Origin of the sequence: Vibrio celticus (assembly GCF_024347335.1) — a bacterium.
GTDB lineage: Bacteria > Pseudomonadota > Gammaproteobacteria > Enterobacterales > Vibrionaceae > Vibrio > Vibrio celticus.
Window position 1 is genome coordinate 1,963,736 of sequence record NZ_AP025464.1, and the last position, 18,252, is coordinate 1,981,987.

The 18,252-nt window shown below is 44.3% G+C and carries 20 protein-coding genes; 9 read left to right on the forward strand and 11 right to left on the reverse strand.

The genetic code is table 11. The annotated features are described in order from the left end of the window. Window positions 1-282 precede the first annotated feature (282 nt). The gene (locus tag OCV19_RS24635) at window positions 283-531 is read right to left on the reverse strand and encodes a hypothetical protein (protein WP_017062732.1); all 249 of its coding nucleotides are present in this window, start codon (window positions 529-531) and stop codon (window positions 283-285) included. Between the two features lie 252 nt (window positions 532-783). On the opposite strand from OCV19_RS24635, the gene OCV19_RS24640 reads away from it, so the two are divergent. Next, window positions 784-2,388 (forward strand): mechanosensitive ion channel family protein, encoded by a 1,605-nt coding sequence (locus OCV19_RS24640; protein ID WP_065676799.1) that lies wholly within the window; start codon window positions 784-786, stop codon window positions 2,386-2,388. A gap of 237 nt (window positions 2,389-2,625) precedes the next feature. Next, window positions 2,626-3,459 (forward strand): RecX family transcriptional regulator, encoded by an 834-nt coding sequence (locus OCV19_RS24645; protein WP_065676800.1) that lies wholly within the window; start codon window positions 2,626-2,628, stop codon window positions 3,457-3,459. Window positions 3,460-3,792: 333 nt separating this feature from the next. On the opposite strand, the gene OCV19_RS24650 is transcribed toward OCV19_RS24645, so the two are convergent. The 7 genes from OCV19_RS24650 to OCV19_RS24680 form a co-directional block, all read right to left on the reverse strand. Next, window positions 3,793-4,056, reverse strand: coding sequence for a serine hydrolase domain-containing protein (locus OCV19_RS24650; RefSeq protein WP_306345541.1), 264 nt, complete (start codon window positions 4,054-4,056; stop codon window positions 3,793-3,795). Window positions 4,057-4,231: 175 nt separating this feature from the next. After that, complete coding sequence (locus tag OCV19_RS24655; RefSeq protein WP_065676802.1) at window positions 4,232-5,059, reverse strand: amino acid ABC transporter ATP-binding protein; 828 nt, start codon at window positions 5,057-5,059, stop codon at window positions 4,232-4,234. Window positions 5,060-5,095: 36 nt separating this feature from the next. Then, entirely contained in the window at window positions 5,096-5,749 is a 654-nt protein-coding gene (locus OCV19_RS24660; RefSeq protein WP_065676803.1) for an amino acid ABC transporter permease, read from the reverse strand. 10 nt (window positions 5,750-5,759) lie between these two features. Next, on the reverse strand, window positions 5,760-6,410 hold the full coding sequence (locus OCV19_RS24665; RefSeq protein ID WP_065676804.1) for an amino acid ABC transporter permease: 651 nt from the start codon (window positions 6,408-6,410) through the stop codon (window positions 5,760-5,762). Beyond that, window positions 6,403-7,365: an agmatinase gene (gene speB / locus OCV19_RS24670; RefSeq protein ID WP_065676805.1), complete on the reverse strand. Its 963-nt coding sequence runs from the start codon at window positions 7,363-7,365 to the stop codon at window positions 6,403-6,405. Before speB (OCV19_RS24670) ends, OCV19_RS24665 begins: the two co-directional genes overlap by 8 nt. Beyond that, window positions 7,358-8,332 carry an agmatinase gene (gene speB / locus OCV19_RS24675; protein WP_065676806.1) on the reverse strand — a complete coding sequence of 325 codons (975 nt, stop codon included), beginning with the start codon at window positions 8,330-8,332 and terminating at the stop codon, window positions 7,358-7,360. The genes speB (OCV19_RS24670) and speB (OCV19_RS24675) overlap by 8 nt, the downstream gene beginning before the upstream one ends. Before the next feature lie 75 nt (window positions 8,333-8,407). Continuing rightward, window positions 8,408-9,259: a transporter substrate-binding domain-containing protein gene (locus tag OCV19_RS24680; RefSeq protein WP_065676807.1), complete on the reverse strand. Its 852-nt coding sequence runs from the start codon at window positions 9,257-9,259 to the stop codon at window positions 8,408-8,410. 448 nt (window positions 9,260-9,707) lie between these two features. On the opposite strand from OCV19_RS24680, the gene gcvA reads away from it, so the two are divergent. The 3 genes from gcvA (at window position 9,708) to OCV19_RS24695 (ending at window position 12,812) form a co-directional block, all read left to right on the forward strand. Further along, window positions 9,708-10,649 carry a transcriptional regulator GcvA gene (gcvA, locus tag OCV19_RS24685; protein WP_065676808.1) on the forward strand — a complete coding sequence of 314 codons (942 nt, stop codon included), beginning with the start codon at window positions 9,708-9,710 and terminating at the stop codon, window positions 10,647-10,649. An 85-nt stretch (window positions 10,650-10,734) separates the two neighbouring features. Next, window positions 10,735-11,937, forward strand: coding sequence for a M24 family metallopeptidase (locus OCV19_RS24690; protein WP_065676809.1), 1,203 nt, complete (start codon window positions 10,735-10,737; stop codon window positions 11,935-11,937). Continuing rightward, entirely contained in the window at window positions 11,934-12,812 is an 879-nt protein-coding gene (locus OCV19_RS24695) for a DMT family transporter (protein ID WP_065676810.1), read from the forward strand. The genes OCV19_RS24690 and OCV19_RS24695 overlap by 4 nt, the downstream gene beginning before the upstream one ends. A 31-nt stretch (window positions 12,813-12,843) precedes the next feature. Here OCV19_RS24695 and OCV19_RS24700 read toward each other — a convergent pair whose 3' ends face one another. The 3 genes from OCV19_RS24700 to OCV19_RS25065 form a co-directional block, all read right to left on the reverse strand. Further along, window positions 12,844-13,605 carry an IS5 family transposase gene (locus tag OCV19_RS24700; protein ID WP_086738309.1) on the reverse strand — a complete coding sequence of 254 codons (762 nt, stop codon included), beginning with the start codon at window positions 13,603-13,605 and terminating at the stop codon, window positions 12,844-12,846. Window positions 13,606-13,747: 142 nt separating this feature from the next. Continuing rightward, a complete protein-coding gene (locus OCV19_RS25060; protein WP_370736633.1) occupies window positions 13,748-13,945 on the reverse strand; it encodes a hypothetical protein in 198 nt (65 codons plus the stop codon). 19 nt (window positions 13,946-13,964) lie between these two features. Beyond that, window positions 13,965-14,072 carry an LssY C-terminal domain-containing protein gene (locus OCV19_RS25065; protein ID WP_083994443.1) on the reverse strand — a complete coding sequence of 36 codons (108 nt, stop codon included), beginning with the start codon at window positions 14,070-14,072 and terminating at the stop codon, window positions 13,965-13,967. A 532-nt stretch (window positions 14,073-14,604) separates the two neighbouring features. Here OCV19_RS25065 and OCV19_RS24705 point away from each other — a divergent pair. From OCV19_RS24705 to OCV19_RS24720, 4 genes are all read left to right on the forward strand, one after another. Continuing rightward, window positions 14,605-15,435 carry a hypothetical protein gene (locus OCV19_RS24705; RefSeq protein ID WP_065677921.1) on the forward strand — a complete coding sequence of 277 codons (831 nt, stop codon included), beginning with the start codon at window positions 14,605-14,607 and terminating at the stop codon, window positions 15,433-15,435. Window positions 15,436-15,703: 268 nt separating this feature from the next. Then, window positions 15,704-16,342, forward strand: a complete 639-nt coding sequence (locus OCV19_RS24710; RefSeq protein ID WP_065677922.1) for an OmpA family protein — start codon at window positions 15,704-15,706, stop codon at window positions 16,340-16,342. After that, entirely contained in the window at window positions 16,342-17,286 is a 945-nt protein-coding gene (locus OCV19_RS24715) for a PstS family phosphate ABC transporter substrate-binding protein (protein WP_065677923.1), read from the forward strand. Before OCV19_RS24710 ends, OCV19_RS24715 begins: the two co-directional genes overlap by 1 nt. Before the next feature lie 211 nt (window positions 17,287-17,497). After that, window positions 17,498-18,085, forward strand: a complete 588-nt coding sequence (locus OCV19_RS24720; protein WP_065677924.1) for a hypothetical protein — start codon at window positions 17,498-17,500, stop codon at window positions 18,083-18,085. The last annotated feature ends 167 nt before the right edge of the window (window positions 18,086-18,252 follow it).

The window sequence follows — 18,252 nt, forward strand, 5'->3', positions numbered from 1 at the left end:
GTGGCTAGCTTAGATAAGTTCTCTTCGCGCCACAAGTCATAAAATGGTTAAAGTGAAACTATGTATAAACGCGGAAAACGGCAGGTACACGATAAACGACGCATAAACACCAATTCACGCGAATACGACCTTGAGTTCTAGCTAAAGTTCACAACAACTGAAAGTTATCGCTAATTTATTCTTTATCGAGTGGTCTATCCAAGATGAGGCGATACAAAAAAGCCCAACACACCGTCAGTGATGAACGTGTTGGGCTTTAATCATTGGTGCTATTGGAAAGGCTTAGTGAGTGCGGCGAGGGCCGTTACGTACCAAGTCTTTACCGTTATCAAACACTTCTTTAGTGATCCAGCGAGCAAGCAGAACTTTGTGGCTGCTGTTGAATACAGCAACGAAGTGACGACCATCTGAATTATTGGTTGCCATGCCTACACCTTCAACCCCTTCAAGGCCTAAACCGCCAGCTTCCACTGAAATTAGGAATTGCTCTAGTTCTTCTAGAGACTCAATAATATCAAGTTCGTTGTTCATTTTTATGCTCTCTTGCTGTGAGCCAACATCGTATTTAGGGCGCTTTAGTGCATGTGCTCGAATGAAGATATTGGTTGTTGTTCTTTGTTGGATGCGTACTCTACAGGTCATAAGAGGGGATTGGAACTATCAAATATTAGAAGCAGGCTGCTAATTTGCGAGTTTTTAACATAACATACGTTTAAATGCTTGTTATCCATATTCTTTTTACTACTATTTATAGGGTCAATTTAAACAGTAATAGGAATTAATATGATGAAGGTTTGGCGTTGTCTATTGTTAATGTTGGCGTTTGTCGCATTTGGAAGTTATGCGCAGAGCGTTGAGAAAATCGCAGAAGTACAAGATCAGTTAATGCTCGATCTAGTAACATTAGAAACGGCGCATGATGCTGAAAAACCCTTTCTTGAAGATATATTAAGGCGTAAGAATCAGGGCCTACGCGAAGAGATTTTTTCACAGCTATCGTCGGATAAAAAAGAGGGGCTGGATGTCACTCTTGCTCAGCAGGTTGAACTACTGCAAAAATTACTGTCATTGAATGAAATTAAAATCGTTTCAATGAGTAAAGAAAACCGTTCAGCTGAAGGTGATGCTAAAAAACGCCTTGAATTGCGTATTCAAAAACGAATCGGAATGATGGATGTTTATTATCAGCAGCTTGCTAAGACCTTAAATTGGTCAAAAGAACGTGGTGTTGATGTTTCTGTTCCTGAAGGTGAGCTCAAAACAGCACTTGTTTCTCGTTCTCAATATCTTACTAATGCGATTCTATACACTGATACACAGCGTCAAGATTTAGAACGCCGGTTATCTTATGTAAGTGAAGAAGAGAAAGCGACCATTAAAACTGAGCTTGAACGTTTCAGTGAGCGAACTAGCGTTATGGTTGCGAGCTTAGAAGAAACCATCACGCTAATGGAACCGTTTGGCGTAGATGTGACCTCATACAAACGTGTTTTGCTAGCGACGACAGGCGACATTAACGCTGATGTGTTGGATGTTGATGTTGCACTGGAACTGTTGGATGGTTGGCTTCGTTCATTCAGTTCATGGGCTTTTGAAAATACCCCTTCATTTATCGTTAAACTCGCGCTTTTCCTCGGGATTTTGTATGTAACTCGCCTTATTGCTAATGTGGCGCGTAAAACCGTTCGCAAGAGTGTTTCGCACTCTAAAATGGACTTCAGTGTATTGATGCAGGACTTCTTTGTATCAATTGCATCTAAAGCGGTCGTGTTTGTTGGTTTGCTGATCGCCCTCTCTCAAATAGGGATCGAGTTAGCTCCGTTATTAACTGGTTTCGGTGTTGCGGGTGTCATCATTGGTTTCGCATTGCAAGATACGCTATCTAATTTTGCATCGGGTTTGATGATCTTGATCTACCGTCCTTATGATGTGGGTGACATGGTTAAAGTCGCGGGTGTGCAAGGCACGGTAAAAGACATGAGTTTAGTGTCGACGACCGTTCAAACCATCGATAACCAACGCTTGGTGATTCCGAACAACAAGATTTGGGGTGACGTGATCAACAACATCACGGCAGAGCGTGTAAGGCGTGTTGATATGGTTTTCGGTATTGGTTACTCAGATGATATCGATAAAGCGAAAGCGGTATTGAACGACATCATTCTAGCGCACCCTCTAGTGTTGAAAAAACCAGAGCACATGATCAAGCTTCACACCTTGAATACCTCTTCTGTTGATTTCGTAGTACGACCTTGGGTTAAGACTGATGATTATTGGGATGTGTACTGGGATGTAACGGAAACCGTGAAGAAACGCTTCGATGAAGAAGGCATCACGATTCCATTCCCTCAACGAGATGTACATATTTACAATCACGAAGAGAACTAAACGAAAGAGCTAGTACGAGAAGCGATTTCGAAAAGAGCTACTACGAAACAGCTAAGCGCAGCTTAGAGTCGACTTCTTAATGTGATATCAAATGGACGCTGAATAAGCGTCCATTTTTATTGGCTGACAGTTATTTACTACGATTGGTATTATATTGAGCTTCATTCTTTTAGGTAACTCAACCACCTTAGAATTAAGTTATGATAGGGTAGGCTTAGTTTGGACAGTTGAAAGCGAATGGATGATTCACAGCAAAAAACGAACAGTAGAAATACAACAGTAAGAAAAGCGACGCGAATCGAAAGCGTTATGAACTCTGCGATGTGGCATCTAACCCAAAGAGACATGACGGAAAGCGAGCTGATTGCGAAGCTCAAAGTGAAAACCGATAATCAAGAATGGATCGATGAAACTTTAGGGACTCTGAAAGGCTTTGGGTATCTCAAGCCTGATCAAGTGTTTGCAGAACAATTCGTGGAACAAGCTTTTTCTGGTGAATTCGGTTCTCGATATATTGTCGAAAAATTGAAGAAGAAGGGCCTGACGGACTTAGTGATTTCTGATGCAATCCATAAAGTGTCCTTCGAAAAGTCTATTGATGAACAAACCATCTTGATAGACCGAATCAACCACTACTACTCAAGCTTTACCATGAGCCGTGAAAAGCTGGTTGCGACCCTGCAAAAGCGTGGCTTTAGCTATCAACAAGTTAAGGTAGCGATTGAACAGCACCCACAAGCGCATCAACTGAAAAGTAACATTCAAATTAAGGCCGAGAAAGCCGACTTGGAAAAAGAAGTACTCAAGTATGCTCGTAAAGGCAAGGGCCTGACCGCCATTCAGCAAGAGCTTAGACAACGACAAATCGACACCAGTGAACTGTCATCGCTCATCGACCGATTGATTAATGAGGAGCAGCTAGATTTCTATTCTTCGTGTTTAGAACAGTTACAAAAGAAATCTTATGACCTCAACGATCACAAAGAGCGTTCAAAGGCGTACGCAATGTTAAGTCGAAAAGGCTTTTCGTCGGATGAAATCAAATTTGCTCTGAGTGAAGGCAACGAATAACTAAGCCGGACAAATTTCCTATGTTGCATGTTGGTTTGTCCTAAGTAACTATTTGACAAAAGTGTTTCACCTTAAAAAGCCAAACACAGATTTTTTTGCGCAAAGCTTGTTTTCAACCTAGTTGGTAGCGAGATTCTGCATACCAAAGAATTAGCTCTTGGATACGAGCATTGGCAATAGGTGCTTCGTAAGCAGCGTCACTCTGTCTCTTGGTCTCGGTACAAAGTTCGATGTGATTGCTACCACCACCTCATCGTTTGGTGATACAAACAGCGCGTTGCCCCCATCACCAAGAGCGCAATAGCAATTATTTGAGATATGAGGCATCAACCACTATAGAAAGCCGTATCGACGCTCTCTATAGCGACTCTGCTCCGAAGTGCTTTGCTGTATCCACGAACTCGACAGTAAGCGCCGACCATCCCAACGCCCGTTGGCAAGGTAAAGATTTGCCAGCTTAATTAGGTCAAGCGTGCTTAACACGAGCCCCCAACCAGTTGTATTAACACCACGAGGGTCTGCAACCCAACCACGCTCTGTTGCACCTCGAGTAAACTCCAGATGCTGCTGCCGATCGCTTAGAGTGATATTCTTCACAGGAGCGATCCCAAGCGGTGCAAATAACTGCTGATTTGCGTAGTCTGCCACCCTTTGCCCAGTAGCGTTGATCAACACCACTGATAAGACGTGCAACGCGGGTGTGGTGTACTTAAACTGCCTCCAAGAAGATCAAGAGAAGCTAATGTCCACTACACTATTGAGTTGCCAAAGCTTAGGCAACATCCACTAAAGAACGGCTTTGAGCCATCCCTAAACCACTATTTCTCTCACTCCATGTCGCCAGAAAGCTTTTAAGCTGTGAGGTTTGTGGTGACAGAAATAGCTTATTAGGTGATCCTTGTTCTGCAATTTGCCCCTGAGATAAAAAGACCACTTTGTCGGAGACTTGGGCAGCGAAACCCATTTCATGGGTGACGATGACCATAGTCATCCCTTCCTCTGCTAGAGATTTCATCACTTTCAATACTTCGCCAACCAATTCAGGGTCAAGGGCTGAGGTTGGTTCATCAAATAGCATGATCTTTGGCTCTGTACCCAAGGAACGGGCAATCGCGACTCGCTGCTGTTGACCACCCGAGAGTTGGTTTGGGTAAGCGTCTGCTTTATGAGCCATATCTACTTTTTCTAATACCTGTTGGGCTTTGTCCTTAGCCTGCTGCTTGCTGAGTTTCTTAACGTAGACCAAAGGCGCCATGACGTTTTCCAGTACCGTCATATGTGGCCACAAGTTGAACTGTTGGAACACCATGCAGACATCGGTGAGGTCGCGTTGGGCAATGTGCTCTGGAAGCTTCTGAAAATTACCTTGTGTATCGGCACCATAACCAATCATTCTGCCGTTTATCAGTACTTCGCCACTGTCATAATGTTCAAGAAAATTCATGCAACGCAACATGGTGCTTTTTCCCGAACCTGAGCCGCCAATAATACAGACTACTTCGCCGGTTTCTATGGTGAGATCGATGCCCTTTAATACATGGTTGTCACCAAAACTTTTGTTTAACTGCACCAATTTGATGGCTTTATGTTGTGTTTTCATAGAAAAATCCTTTTTATCTAACGGGTTAGGCCAACGTTAATTGAGGTAATGTCGCGCGCGCTTTTCACTCCACGCCCCGAATCTTGCTAGTGCTGAGGTAATGCACCAATAGGCTACGGCCAAAAATAGGTATGGCTCGACAACGGTGAAGGTTTGAGTCGCCATCGTGACAACGGCTTTGGTTATCTCAGGTACAGTGATAATCGACAAAATCGCCGACTCTTTGATTAAAATGATGCTTTGGTTAATGCTAGGTGGAATGATTAACCCGAGCATTTGAGGAATTTGTACACGTGTTAAGGTTTGCCAGCGCGAAAAGCCAAGATCATAACTGGCCTCCACTTGCCCCTTGGGAATACTGGCAAAGCCAGAACGAAAGATCTCGGCAAAGTAGGCAGCGCCGTACATCCCTAACCCAAGGATACCGACCTGCTCAGCGCTTAATTCGATACCAACAAATGGCCCACCGTAAAATACCAGATAGACCTGCACCAGCAATGGTGTGCCTCTGAAAATCAATAGATAGCCGCGGTAAAAGATGCGCAGTGGTAACCAGGCAACTTGGCTCACTCCATAGAGTGCTAACCCAGCAAATAGGCTGATAACAAGACCAATTGAGCAAACAAATACGGTATAAGCCAGCCCTTTTGCAAGTAGTGGAGCGTAGGTGAAATAAAGTGTGAAATCCATGACGGTTCCTCTAGCTGGTAGCGAGCTTTGATTCGATATAGCGCCCCAATAGCCCGATACATGAAGTAAGGACGAGATAGAGCAGACCTGCAGTGACGAAAAACTCAATCGGTCGGTATGAGGTTGATGAATAGGTTTGTGCCAGTCGCATTAAATCAGTCACCGCGATGGTTGAAATCAGCGCTGAGTTTTTGATGATATCTATGGTTTCATTCACCAAGGAAGGTAAGGTTTTACGGAATATTTGGGGCAGTTCAATGCGAACCAGCCTCTGTACTGGAGAAAAACCAAACATCCAAGCCGCCTCTTTTTGACCGGCAGGCAAAGAGAGAAAACCACCTCTTAGTATCTCTGATTGAAACGCGGCGGTGTTCATCGACAGTACAATAATTGCGGTCAAAATTGAGGGAATATTGATACCAGCCAGAGGTAAAAAATAGAAAACGATGACCAACTGAACCAACAACGGCGTCCCTCTTAAGGTACTGATGTAGATCAGGCAACAGGTTCGGATTACCGTTGTGCTAGACATGCGCCCTAAACAGATTAGAGCGCCCAAGCCAAAGCCTATTATGATAGAAATCAGTGAGATCCACGCCGTGGTCCACAGCCCCGTCAATAAAGAAGGTATCGCGCTCAAAACAACAGAGAAATCAAACATGGCAGGTCTCCTTAGCGACAGTATTTCGCTGCCGTGATTGAGCCGCGATACAGAGCAACTCGAACATGATCGTCGCCCCTACAAGCGCGGTATTCCCTGTAGGATCGAAAGGTGGAGACACTTCAACCACATCCGCGCCAATAACGTTGACGTCTTGAAGACCACGGATTAATTGCAGTGCTTCGATGGAGGTGAAGCCTCCCACCTCCGGTGTTCCCGTGCCCGGAGCAAAGGCGGGGTCGAGACAGTCCACATCAAAGGTAACGTAAGCCGGTGTATCGCCAATGGTCTGTTTTATCTGTTGCAGTATCCCTTCGACACCGAGCTCAACGCATTCATCCATATAGAGAACACGCATGCCCGTCTCATGGCTAAAGCGCCACATATCTTTATCATTTAGTGAGCCTCTGATACCGATTTGAATGGTTCTTTTCGGATCAATCAGGTTTTCTTCTACCGCGATCTTAAATGGTGAACCATGATGAAACTTGGACCCGAAGTAATTGTCGCCTGTGTCACAATGGGCATCAAAATGGATGAGGGCTACCGGTCCGTCTTGTGCTAAAGCCCTTAAAATGGGCAATGAAATCGAGTGGTCACCTCCGGCAGCGATAGGCAGTGCACCTGAGGCTTTGATTTGCTTAAAAAATAACTCTATCGACTGGTGAGCTTTGACTAACTCAAAAGGAGAGTCGGGAAGTACATCACCTACATCCGCAACTCGGCATAGCTCAAAAGGAGCGACCCCGGTTGCTTGATTGATGATGCGCATTAAACTGGACTGGTTACGGATCTCACGCGGACCATGTCGAGTGCCTGTTCGGTTGGTCACACCCCCGTCAAATGGTACTCCGACTAGAGCAATATCGACATCTTGAAGGTCGGGGACATAGTCGCAACGCATAAATGTTGCGATACCACTATATCTTGGCAGCGTTTGGTTTGGATTAGGCATGAGACTCTCCTTGGGACGCATAGTGTGATACATAACCAATCAGGTTCATCAACAGTTGAGCCGCGAGGGTCGCTGTGACCTCTGCCGGATCGTAAGGTGGTGAAACTTCGCAAAGATCAATACCCACAACCTCGGTGTGTTGGCAAAGTTGACGAAGAAATTCCAGTACCTCGTAATATTGAAACCCACCGTGGCTCGGGGTACCTGTTCCGGGAGCAATGGAGGGGTCGAAGCCATCAATATCGATAGTGATATAGCAAGCTTCCCCTTTGGGAATCGTCGCCAAGATATCCTCGATACTCGATTGACGGAACTGGCGTACTGATAAAATGTTGGAACCAGCGTTTATGGCGTCCACATAGTCAGACTGACTCGAAGATGAAACATTACGAATGCCAAGTTGTGTTAGACCCGAGACATGTGGCATTTCTGAGGCTCTGCGCATGCAGTTTCCATGACCGTAGCGAACCCCATGCCGTTCATCGACAAAATCTAGATGAGCATCAATTTGGACAATATGTATGGGTTTATGTCCACCATAAGCTGCTAGAACGGCGGCTGTAATAGCATGGTCGCCACCCAGTACCACCGGAATAGCCTTATTTGACAGAATGGCTTTGACTTCATCTTGAATGTTATTCAGGCAGGTGTAAGTGTCGGTATGCACTATATCGACGTCACCGACGTCGACAATATTTACTTTGTCCTTGGCCAAAAATAGTGTATCGAGTTCGTGGTCATAAGCTCCGTGATGACCAAAAGAGAATAGGGTAGATGCTTGACGAATGGCTCTAGGACCAAAGCGCGCGCCGGAACGATACTGGCATCCCATATCGAAAGGTGCACCAATGACCGCGAAGTCGGCTTGATAGGCACTGCCTTGTTCAACAATCGGACTTTTAGCAAAGGTACAAAATCCGACAAACGGTAGGTTGAGTTTTGGTTTAGTACAAGCGTTAGGTTCCATCTAAGCCTCGGATGATCAATGCGGATATAACTAGCCTCCTTGATTCCTTGGAGGCTAGCGCGGATGTTTAAAGAATTAGTTAATAGGCTGTGGAACCATACCTGTTGGTACGTCCATCGTGAAACCAAACCATTTTTGCTGCAGTTCGGCTAACTTGCCTCTTTTGTGAAGTTTTTCTATCCCGTCACTCATGAACTGGACAAGTGTTGCTGAGTCAGCATCTTTTCTGCCTACCCAACCGTAGTACGTTGCTGGACCAAAAGGAGGTTGCACGATTTCAAACATGTCTGGGCGCTCTTTGATAATCGGTGCAAGATTTGGAATCGCTTGTGGAACCACATCGACGCGACGAGATGCAAGTGCGGCATAAGCTTCGTTGTAGTCGGTAAATTCTTTGATAGATTTGTACTTGTCGCCTTTTGGCGTTAATACCTCTTGTTCAAAAGTTTTAATCACACTTAGCTGAGCGGAACCCGCTTGAGTGCCCAGTACCATACCTGCCATATCTTCTGGGCTCTGAATACGGTCATCCCCTTTGCGTTTCAGCATAGCAACGGAAGCTGTTGAAATCGGGTATGTGAAAGAATAATTAGCCGCTCGATCTTTGGTTATAGTCAGAGATGTGGCGACAAAGTCGTATCGGTTTGCGTTTAGTCCAGCCAAAATACCTTGGAAAGGCAAGTCCAGCTGTTTCAGTTTGACACCCGGTAGATCTTTAAGGATTTCATCAAGAACATCTTTGCCGTAACCGACGATCTTACCGTCTTGCAGCATTTCAAAGGGTGCGTAGCGAGCTTCAGTAGCAATGGTAATCTCGCCCTTTGCTTTGATCTCCGAGAGAAGGTCAGCATGAGCAGCGTCAGTGAATAGTGAACTAAGCAGTGTGGTGCCCAATAGTAGTGTTTTACTTGGTAATTGAACTTTCATCTCGATCCCTCGTTATGATGATAGGTAGTTGCCATCTATATTGATTCAATTGCAAGATCGCTGACAAACGGTGATTACTAATCTGTATACATAAGAAGGTGTTATGCACCAGCTTGGGGATAAAGTGTGGTTTAAAATGCCACATATTTGTGCGTTTCTGTTTGGATATGACGTTTTGAGTTGAGAGTTCTGATTTGATGAAAACTACGCTGACAAAGTGAGTTATAGGCCAGAACGTTGCTAGATGGCGGTTATGAATCGTTGTGAATAGTGGCATATATTCTGCAAAGGCTAGTGGGTATAAACATTATTAGTATGGATATAAGGCGACCGTTTCGTTACTGATACAGTTTGTTACTGATAAGGTGATGAAAATTGACCGCACTATACCTGAGTCGTTAAGAAGTTTGCTTGGTTGACAAGTTGAAAAGTTGATATGGAGGTCAATGTGGCATTAAGACTCCCCCCCCTAGAAGCCTTGCGCTATTTTGAAGCGGCGGCGAGACATTTGAGTTTTACTCTCGCTGCGCAAGAGCTTTGCGTTTCGCAAAGTGCCGTGAGTCAAAAAGTAATTCAGCTAGAGCAACGTTTGAACTTTAAGTTGTTCGAACGCAAGCCAAGACAGTTAACGTTGACAATTAATGGCGAGCACTTGTATCTGTCTGTGCAATTAGCGCTGTTGCAAATCCGTGACACATTAAGCGATATTGACTCAAAAGATCAGATGACACGGTTAGAAGTTTACTGTATGCCGTCGTTTGCCAGCCGCTGGTTGATGCCGTGTTTAAGCAGCTTTTATCAAAATAACCCTAAGATTGATCTGCTTATCTCAGCCAGTTTTTCTGAGCCAAACTTTCGTAACGAAGATGTCGATATCGGTATATGTCATGGTGTCGGGGATCAACCTTCAATGGAACAAACCCTATTATTTCGTGATTACATTTACCCGGTTGCCAGTCCAAGCCTGCTCGCCAAATTGCCCTTGAGAACACCGGAAGATTTAAGAAAGACAGTGCTTCTTCATGACTCTTTACCGCAAGCGAAACTGTCCACCTCTTGGCAGCGTTGGTTTAGTGATCTTGGTGTAAGTCGAGTGGATTGCAATGCGGGTTATAGTTTCAATCAGGCGGATTTGATTGTTCAAGCGGCGATCGATGGGCAAGGGGTGGCATTAGGGCGCCATAGTTTGGTCGCTCGAGATGTGGCCGCAGGGAAACTAGTGCCACTGTTTGGTCATGCGCTTGAAGATGATGGTGTTTACTTGGTTTGTTTGAAAAAGTTAACCAGTCGACCACAGATTCAACGTTTTTCCCATTGGATGCGACAGCAAGCGAAAGAGTTTGAAACGCGCTATAGCGTGGATTCCATTCTTTCATATAAGCACAGATAATACCGGCATTACGATTCACTGTTTGTCCCTATACGGAAATTACAACAAGATAATTACCGTGCAAATCAGTAAAGGGACAGATGTCATGCAAGATATATTGGAAATCAGAAACGGTGAAAAGGTCAAAGGGACTTTTTCTTCTTTGGAGATGTTAACAAGGCTCGCGACCTTGCGTGAGCTATTGGCAGATCAACAATTGGATGCGGTGGTTTTTACGTCCATTCAAAACATCAATTACTACAGTGACTTTTTATACACTTCTTTTGGGCGCCCTTATGCGCTCGTTGTAACGCAAGACCGCTCGGTGACAATTTCAGCCAATATCGATGCGGGTCAACCGTATCGCCGTAGTATTGGAGACAATTTGGTATACACCGATTGGAAACAAGATAATTATTATCGAGCGATCAAAAATGTGTTGCCTAACCCAAAAACCGTCGCTATAGAAGCCGATCACTTGACCTTGATGGCGAAGCAAAAATTCGCAGATCTCTACCCACAAGCCAGCTTTTACGATATCAGTGGCGATGTGATGGCAAAGAGAATGGTTAAGAGTTCGGAAGAAATCGAACTGATCAAACATGGCGCTCGCATCGCGGACATCGGTGGAGCCGCTTGTGTCGAAGCGATTAAAGAAAATGTGCCAGAATTCGAAGTAGCGATTGCAGCCAATAATGCCATGACGCGCGCAATTGCCGAGACGTTTCCCCACATTGAGTTGCGAGATACGTGGACTTGGTTTCAGTCTGGGATTAATACCGATGGAGCACACAATCCGCTCACTACTCGTCGCTTGCAGTCGGGTGATATTTTGAGTCTAAATTGCTTTCCTATGATAGCAGGTTACTACACCGCTCTGGAACGTACCCTTTTCTTGAATCACTGCGATGATGAGCAACTGAAAATATGGCAAATAAATTGTGAAGTGCATCGAAAAGGTATTGAGCTTATCAAGCCGGGCGCAAAGTGTTGCGATATTGCCGCCGAATTAAATGAAATCTATCGTGGTTATGGGTTGCTTGATTATAGAACCTTTGGCTATGGTCACTCGTTTGGTGTCTTAAGTCATTACTATGGACGCGAAGCTGGACTGGAACTACGAGAAGACATAGAGACCGTTTTACAGCCGGGGATGGTGGTGTCTATGGAGCCGATGCTGATGATTCCTGATCACTTAGCGGGAGCGGGAGGTTATAGAGAGCATGATATTTTGGTTGTCAATGAACAAGGTAGCGAAAATATCACAGGCTTTAAATTTGGTCCTGAACACAACATTGTTGGCGCATGATGAAGCGCTATCTTGGACTGTTTGCCGCTTTGTTAACCATTGTCATGTGGTCATCTTTAGCGGCATTGACGCTTTCAGTGAATCATTTGCCCCCCCTATGTACAGTGGGTATCGTGCTCATCATCGCTTCGATTCCAGGGTTAAAGCATTATCGAACATGGCGTTTGCCTATCAAAGATTGGCTTAAAGCGATCATCGGTATGTTTGGCTACCACTATCTGCTGTTTGATGCATTTAGCCGAGCCCCAGCGATAGAAGTGAACATGATTCAGTATCTTTGGCCACTGTTTATTGTGTTGGGAACCCCTTTGTTTGGTGGTCAAAAATTGAATGTTGGCCATGTTTTGGGGGCAGGGCTCTCTTTCGTTGCTATTTTAATGGTGATGAACAATCAACAATCAAAGATAAGTAGCGAGCATTGGCTAGGTTACCTCGAAGCGTTATGTGCAGCGCTTTTATGGGCACATTATACGTTGACTAATTGCCACAACGATAGGATGTCTAGCTCGGCGGTTGCGGCTATTTGCTTGATGTCCGGATTGTTGTCACTTGGGGTATTTGTGATGACAATGGATCAGATCCCGCCAATTCAATTAAGTGATTGGGTCTCATTACTGTTGTTAGGCTTAGGACCTATGGGCTTGAGTTTTTACAGTTGGGATTATGCGATGCGTCACGGTGATCCAAGGTTTATTGGCTCGTTGACTTACCTCACGCCATTGCTATCCATGATGCTGTTGGCGGTTGCATTTAATTCGGTCACACTCTCTTCGTTACACTTGATTGCTTTGTTGACGATCATTTTGGGAGCCAGTTTAGGGAAATTATGGCCAAAGTTTATGGATCGCAATCGAACACTCTATGACGTTAACTAGGGCGTGTTGATCTTTGCTGTACATTTCGCGTTCAACAATACATCGGTAGCCACATTAACATGAATGCCAGCGATAACATGCTGGCATAATTCCTTTCTAGCTTGTCATATCTACTTGAAATAGCTCGATAATGCTTAATTCTCCCAAAGGCATTTTCGACCAAGTGACGATACTTGTATAAACACCAATCCATACTGTCTTTGTCTATATCTTGTCCGTAATTGCGTTTAGCAATTACCGTTTCTCCGCCACGTTCCTTAACAAAAATACGGAAAGGTTCGCTGTCATATCCTTTATCACAAACGATGGTATTAACTTCATCGAGTTGCTCAACTAAGCTTTCGGCATGCACTATATCGTGGCGTTGTCCCTCTGATAAATCAAAGCAAATCGGCAGGCCACCACTATCTACGGCTAAGTGAATTTTGGTTGAGTTGCCCCCGCGACTTTTTCCTATTTGCTCTGAACTTTCAGTAGCTGCACCTGTACTATGCTGATGTGCTCTAACTATAGAGCCATCAAGAAATACCCATTCAAAATCAGCCATGTTAGATAAGCTTTTGAAAAGATTATCTAAAATCCCTTTCTTTGACCAAAGATTAAATCGTCTGTAAACGGTACTCCACTCTCCGAACTCAGAGGGTAGATCTCGCCAAGGAATACCTGTTCTCATTCGATAAAGTATTCCTTCAAATGTCATTCGATGTTCAGTTTTATCGTAAATACGACCTGTACTTTTCATAACTTGGAGTAGCAGTTCCCAGCGAATATCAGTTAGCATTGTTCTTGGCATGGTATTGGTTATGGTTTTACTTTTGGCGAAGCAAATTATAACTCTTTACCATGCTGTTCAAAAAACACTCACGAAAGATCAACACGCCCTAGTGTGCTTTCGACTTGGGTTATAAACTGACCACTTTCGGTGCCTTAATGGGTTATGAAACTAATAACACTGGTCCATCACTGTAGTAATCATGTCCATTGTTGAGAGCGATTGGTTTGGCTAAGGCCAGTCGCTCCGCATCCCATAATGTATTTATGCTCATTATACTCTCTTTCAACTGGTCTCTTCCTCCGTCCACGTTTGGGTCGTTGCTGTGGAGTATGGTAATGATGCCGTTGTATGGGATCACCGTTAAGCCATTATCATAGCTAATCGCTACCCAACCAGACAGTTTGGCCGCTATTGATGTCTTGGCCTGAGTTCCACCAACGAATATGAGAGCGATGAGTTAGCGAGCCAGCTTGTTGAAATGCCATGTCTTGGGGAAGACCATCTCAATGCAAATCGGAAACTGGCGGGGTTTTCTCCTTCAACAGTTTAATGCAGTCCCCAAATGAGAGTTGCCCATGAGTAAAGGTTCGGTTTTCAATCCAACCCAATGCGTTCATCAGTGATCACAGTAGCGTGTTGGTTTGCTCAAGTCACCATTGGACAAAAGCAACTTAGAGCATTTGGTTTACATTAGTGCTTTACCATTACAACGATTATGGAAAATTGCAATACCACATTTCAACGGCCTAATTACAAAACATCTAACAAACCGGTGGCCATTCACTCTGAGCCTTAACAATACGCTACCGCCTCCCCCCTAAAGATGCCACTTTCTGCATACCTATTCCAATCTGACGAGTCACAAAAAACAAGGCCTACATGAGACAAACACACAAGCCGAGACTGCTTGGTCACACAGTAAGTCTTCATTATTGGCAACTATCACTAACGGTACTACATTGAAACACGGTGCCGAAATCGAACGGCTAAGCCCCTCGCCTTAAAGGAGATCATTCAATGGAACCTTCAACGTTTGCCAAAAAGACATGGAAAAGACTTCAACAACAAATCATGCAAAGCCATGAGCAAATATCAAATAGACTCAATAACTCGACTAACCCAAACGCCTTCATCGCCTTTCTAACCCAACAAAAAGAGGTCAGCAACCACTTTGAGTTGGCCGGTAGCAAAGATAAATACGGCATCTATGGCAAACTGTTGATAGGAAAATGCCTGTATGCGGAAAAGGGCAGGCTCTACATCGAAAACGTCTACTATCCGCTATCCAAGAAGCGCTTTGGTGACCGGATCGCTATCGATGCCATCGACACCTACTCAGGCCACTATATAGAGCGGTTGATTGACCGAAAAGGGATCAAAACCTTGTCGGCGTTAAAAGCAGAAATCGCCGAGCAATATGCTCGCTATAAGGAAGCGGGGTTTGCTCAGCAATATGGCGTAATGGACGTCGACAGTGATTTTATCATTGTCTACCGAGACATGGTGGTGTTTAGCGAAGGCGAAGTCGACGAGGACAATGAAGCACGCATCGTCAGGAAGTCCTTCATTACTCAAAAGGAGTTCAAGGGTAACAACCAAGAAATCATTAACTTTGTGCTCAACTGTTTAGACGTTGAAGCCTGCTTGTTGACCACGCATGCCCTACCGGAAAGCCAAACTGAAGCCATAAACGTCATAGAAGACACCTTCAAGCGCATCACCAACTACAAAGAACAGATAGAAACCGTTACCGGGGAAGCGCCGCCAATGAGCGGCTTTAAAGTAGACCACAAACAAATTCGTCTGTTTGAAAAATACCTCAGAAAGTACGACCCGCGGATGAACTAGACGGCACTGAACGAAACGATAAAAGCGTCCCAATACATAAATGGACATAAACGTTTCAGCGTCTTCGCTAAATTAATAAATTATGAATAACTACAAGTATCGAAAGTCGCTTAGCTTGGTGTTCAGTCTATCTGGTGCAGATCAAATCACGAATTAGCATAAGTATGGAAAGTCACTAAGCTCACTGTCCAGTATTGATGGTGCACATCATGTTGACGTATGCGTTGAGGATTGAACATCCAGAAGAGTGGCAAGGGGAGAATAAGTAATGAGATATTTTAAACTAGCGCTACTTAGCTCTATCTTGCTAATGGGTTGTGCAGAAACGCCTGATACGACAATGACTCGCCATCAAATTGATGACTTAGCCGATAATGACCGAGACGGTGTGATTAACCAGCGAGATCTATGTGCCGATACGCCAGAAGGTGTAACGGTAGACATTAAAGGGTGTGCCAATTGGAAAATTGTCGAAGATGTTGAAGTATTAAGTGTGGCATTTGATTTTGATAAGTATGACCTTAAACCTGATCATACTGCTGTATTAAATGAGTTGGTGCGTTTACTAGGAGAGCAGCCTGATGCTTCGGTTACCTTGGTCGGTGATACCAGTGCTGAAGGTACAAACGCGTATAACAAGGCATTAGCGAAGAAAAGAACTGGCGTGATTCGAGACGCTTTAATTGATAGAGGTATCAATGGTGAGCGAATCTTCGAACAAGAGTTTACTCAGATAACCAGCTTAACTCAGCATCTTCACAAGCGTAAGCGCAGGACCATTGCAGTATTAAAAACAGAGAGTATGGAAGTGAATCCATCTTGGAATATCTTCACTTCAGAGATGCAGCTCGACAGCAATAGCGATGTGGAATCTAAGACATCGATTGACCCAGTAGGAGGCCAGTAATGAAACGTCTATCTAATAAATCGGGCTTACTGCTTGCTGCTGTACCTATGTTGTTCTCGGCATCGACGTTTGCGAATGATGCCAGTGAAATTGGTTTGGTCGCGATTGAGCCGAATATGCAGGGCCTTGTTGAAGACTTACTTAAGAGCCAAGAGAGCGACCTAGAAATCTTGTTGAGTGACAGCGTCCCAGAACAGATGATCATGCAGCGCTCGCGTGTTGGTATCACTTCCAAAAAGTGGACTGACAAAGAGATGGCTAGGTTCGACATGCGCTACGGCTATAGACCGACAGAGCTGATGTTTACCGCTGACGTGATTGCGATTCTAGCGAATGAAAATAATCCTGCAACATCCATCAGTGTCGCTGAACTTATCGATGTGTTTGGTTGCTCTAACGACCCTAAACATCCCAAATGGTCACCAAGCAGTGATATCCGTAATGGTGAAAGTCTAGATACTCATATGCTGCCCTTCGCCATTGATCATAACCTGAAGGGGCATACCACCTTTTCAAGTTGGGTCGAGTGTGGAACGGAGGGAGAATATGTCCATACTCAATTCTTAGCGGACCTGCCGGACCTGATTAACAAGATTGAAGACGAAGATGCAGCTATTGGGTACACCGTCTACTCAGATCAAATCTCAGACGTGAAATGGTTGAGCGTGGTTGATAACCTAGGTGTGAACTACGACTTAAACAAAGAAACGATCCTCTCTGGTCGTTACCCGTTAGCAACGGTTTATTACATGTACTTGAATATTCCAGCGCATCGCAAAGGCTTTACGGAACAAGAGGAGTTCTTTGTTGGGCTTACCTTGTCTCAAGATCATCAAGGCGTTTTGAACCAATACGGCTTCATCAGTTTGCCGCCAGAAGCCATTCAACGTAATAAAGTAAGACTATCGCTTGAAGAGCCAGCAATAGAAGGTGGCTATAAGTAATGAATACGATGTATTGTAACTGTTGTGGGAGAGTGATATCCTCTCTTTCGTAATGGTTCTCAACGTGACGGATTACGTTATTCGGTGATGAATTTATCTAGCGGGCATGTATGCCCGTTTTTTTTTCGCCTAAAATTTGCGACTCGAGCGGTTGTTTGTCGATTGGTCACGTATAATGGACACTTCATATAGCGCCAAATAAGCCCAGTCGATGAAAATCTTTCAAGTTCTAATCTTGCCTCTAATGCTGTCCCTCAATGCTATTTCATTTTCAGCGCAGGCAACCGAAAGCTGGTGGCTAAGAACAGTATTTAACAGCAGCACAAGTTTGCCGAATTCTCAAAACTATATTAACGATATCGACTTGATGGATTGTGGTGAGATCGAAGATACGCTGTTGTGCAGTGACTTAACCCAATATTATGATCTGGATGTTTACGTTGAACTGGAGTTGGGTGACTCAAGCGTCGAAACAGTTCGCTTATACCTGCCATATTCGCACCTAAGCTACACAAAGCTTCAGGCATACCTTCGCCAAGATGGCTTTGCTCTCAGTTCAATTCGTATTGGTGAAGATGAATTCGATGTTACTGCTCAACTCGAACAAGCTCGAAATGAAGGTGTTGGTTTCGATAAGGTGGATAAACAACTGGTCGAATTTATCAATGCGCCTCACGGTTCAGCAGAGCAACTGAGTGTGTGGAATGTGCCTAGCTTATCTTCTTCTAGCTCTCCTTCTCCTTGGATTCAGTTATACAGTGATGGTGACAACTTAACGGTTCAACTTAATCGTTTTTAATTGCTCAAATTTATAGATAGTTTCGTTATTTATTAGGCTAAACAAGCCTTTCAGGAGAACGGCTCACTGGCAGACAGCAAGTTATAATTTATTTAAGTGTTCGTTTTTCTGCGGCTCTCACATTTTTAATAAGCGTTTACCTTTGCCATTTGTTATACGTTGAGCCC

Coding starts and splice junctions, on each gene's coding strand:
- OCV19_RS24635 (WP_017062732.1), bottom strand. CDS start 531: ATGAACAACGAACTTGATATTATTGAGTCTCTAGAAGAACTAGAGCAA.
- OCV19_RS24640 (WP_065676799.1), top strand. CDS start 784: ATGATGAAGGTTTGGCGTTGTCTATTGTTAATGTTGGCGTTTGTCGCA.
- OCV19_RS24645 (WP_065676800.1), top strand. CDS start 2,626: ATGGATGATTCACAGCAAAAAACGAACAGTAGAAATACAACAGTAAGA.
- OCV19_RS24655 (WP_065676802.1), bottom strand. CDS start 5,059: ATGAAAACACAACATAAAGCCATCAAATTGGTGCAGTTAAACAAAAGT.
- OCV19_RS24660 (WP_065676803.1), bottom strand. CDS start 5,749: ATGGATTTCACACTTTATTTCACCTACGCTCCACTACTTGCAAAAGGG.
- OCV19_RS24665 (WP_065676804.1), bottom strand. CDS start 6,410: ATGTTTGATTTCTCTGTTGTTTTGAGCGCGATACCTTCTTTATTGACG.
- speB (WP_065676805.1), bottom strand. CDS start 7,365: ATGCCTAATCCAAACCAAACGCTGCCAAGATATAGTGGTATCGCAACA.
- speB (WP_065676806.1), bottom strand. CDS start 8,332: ATGGAACCTAACGCTTGTACTAAACCAAAACTCAACCTACCGTTTGTC.
- OCV19_RS24680 (WP_065676807.1), bottom strand. CDS start 9,259: ATGAAAGTTCAATTACCAAGTAAAACACTACTATTGGGCACCACACTG.
- OCV19_RS24690 (WP_065676809.1), top strand. CDS start 10,735: ATGCAAGATATATTGGAAATCAGAAACGGTGAAAAGGTCAAAGGGACT.
- OCV19_RS24695 (WP_065676810.1), top strand. CDS start 11,934: ATGATGAAGCGCTATCTTGGACTGTTTGCCGCTTTGTTAACCATTGTC.
- OCV19_RS24700 (WP_086738309.1), bottom strand. CDS start 13,605: ATGCCAAGAACAATGCTAACTGATATTCGCTGGGAACTGCTACTCCAA.
- OCV19_RS25065 (WP_083994443.1), bottom strand. CDS start 14,072: ATGGCATTTCAACAAGCTGGCTCGCTAACTCATCGCTCTCATATTCGT.
- OCV19_RS24705 (WP_065677921.1), top strand. CDS start 14,605: ATGGAACCTTCAACGTTTGCCAAAAAGACATGGAAAAGACTTCAACAA.
- OCV19_RS24710 (WP_065677922.1), top strand. CDS start 15,704: ATGAGATATTTTAAACTAGCGCTACTTAGCTCTATCTTGCTAATGGGT.
- OCV19_RS24715 (WP_065677923.1), top strand. CDS start 16,342: ATGAAACGTCTATCTAATAAATCGGGCTTACTGCTTGCTGCTGTACCT.
- OCV19_RS24720 (WP_065677924.1), top strand. CDS start 17,498: ATGAAAATCTTTCAAGTTCTAATCTTGCCTCTAATGCTGTCCCTCAAT.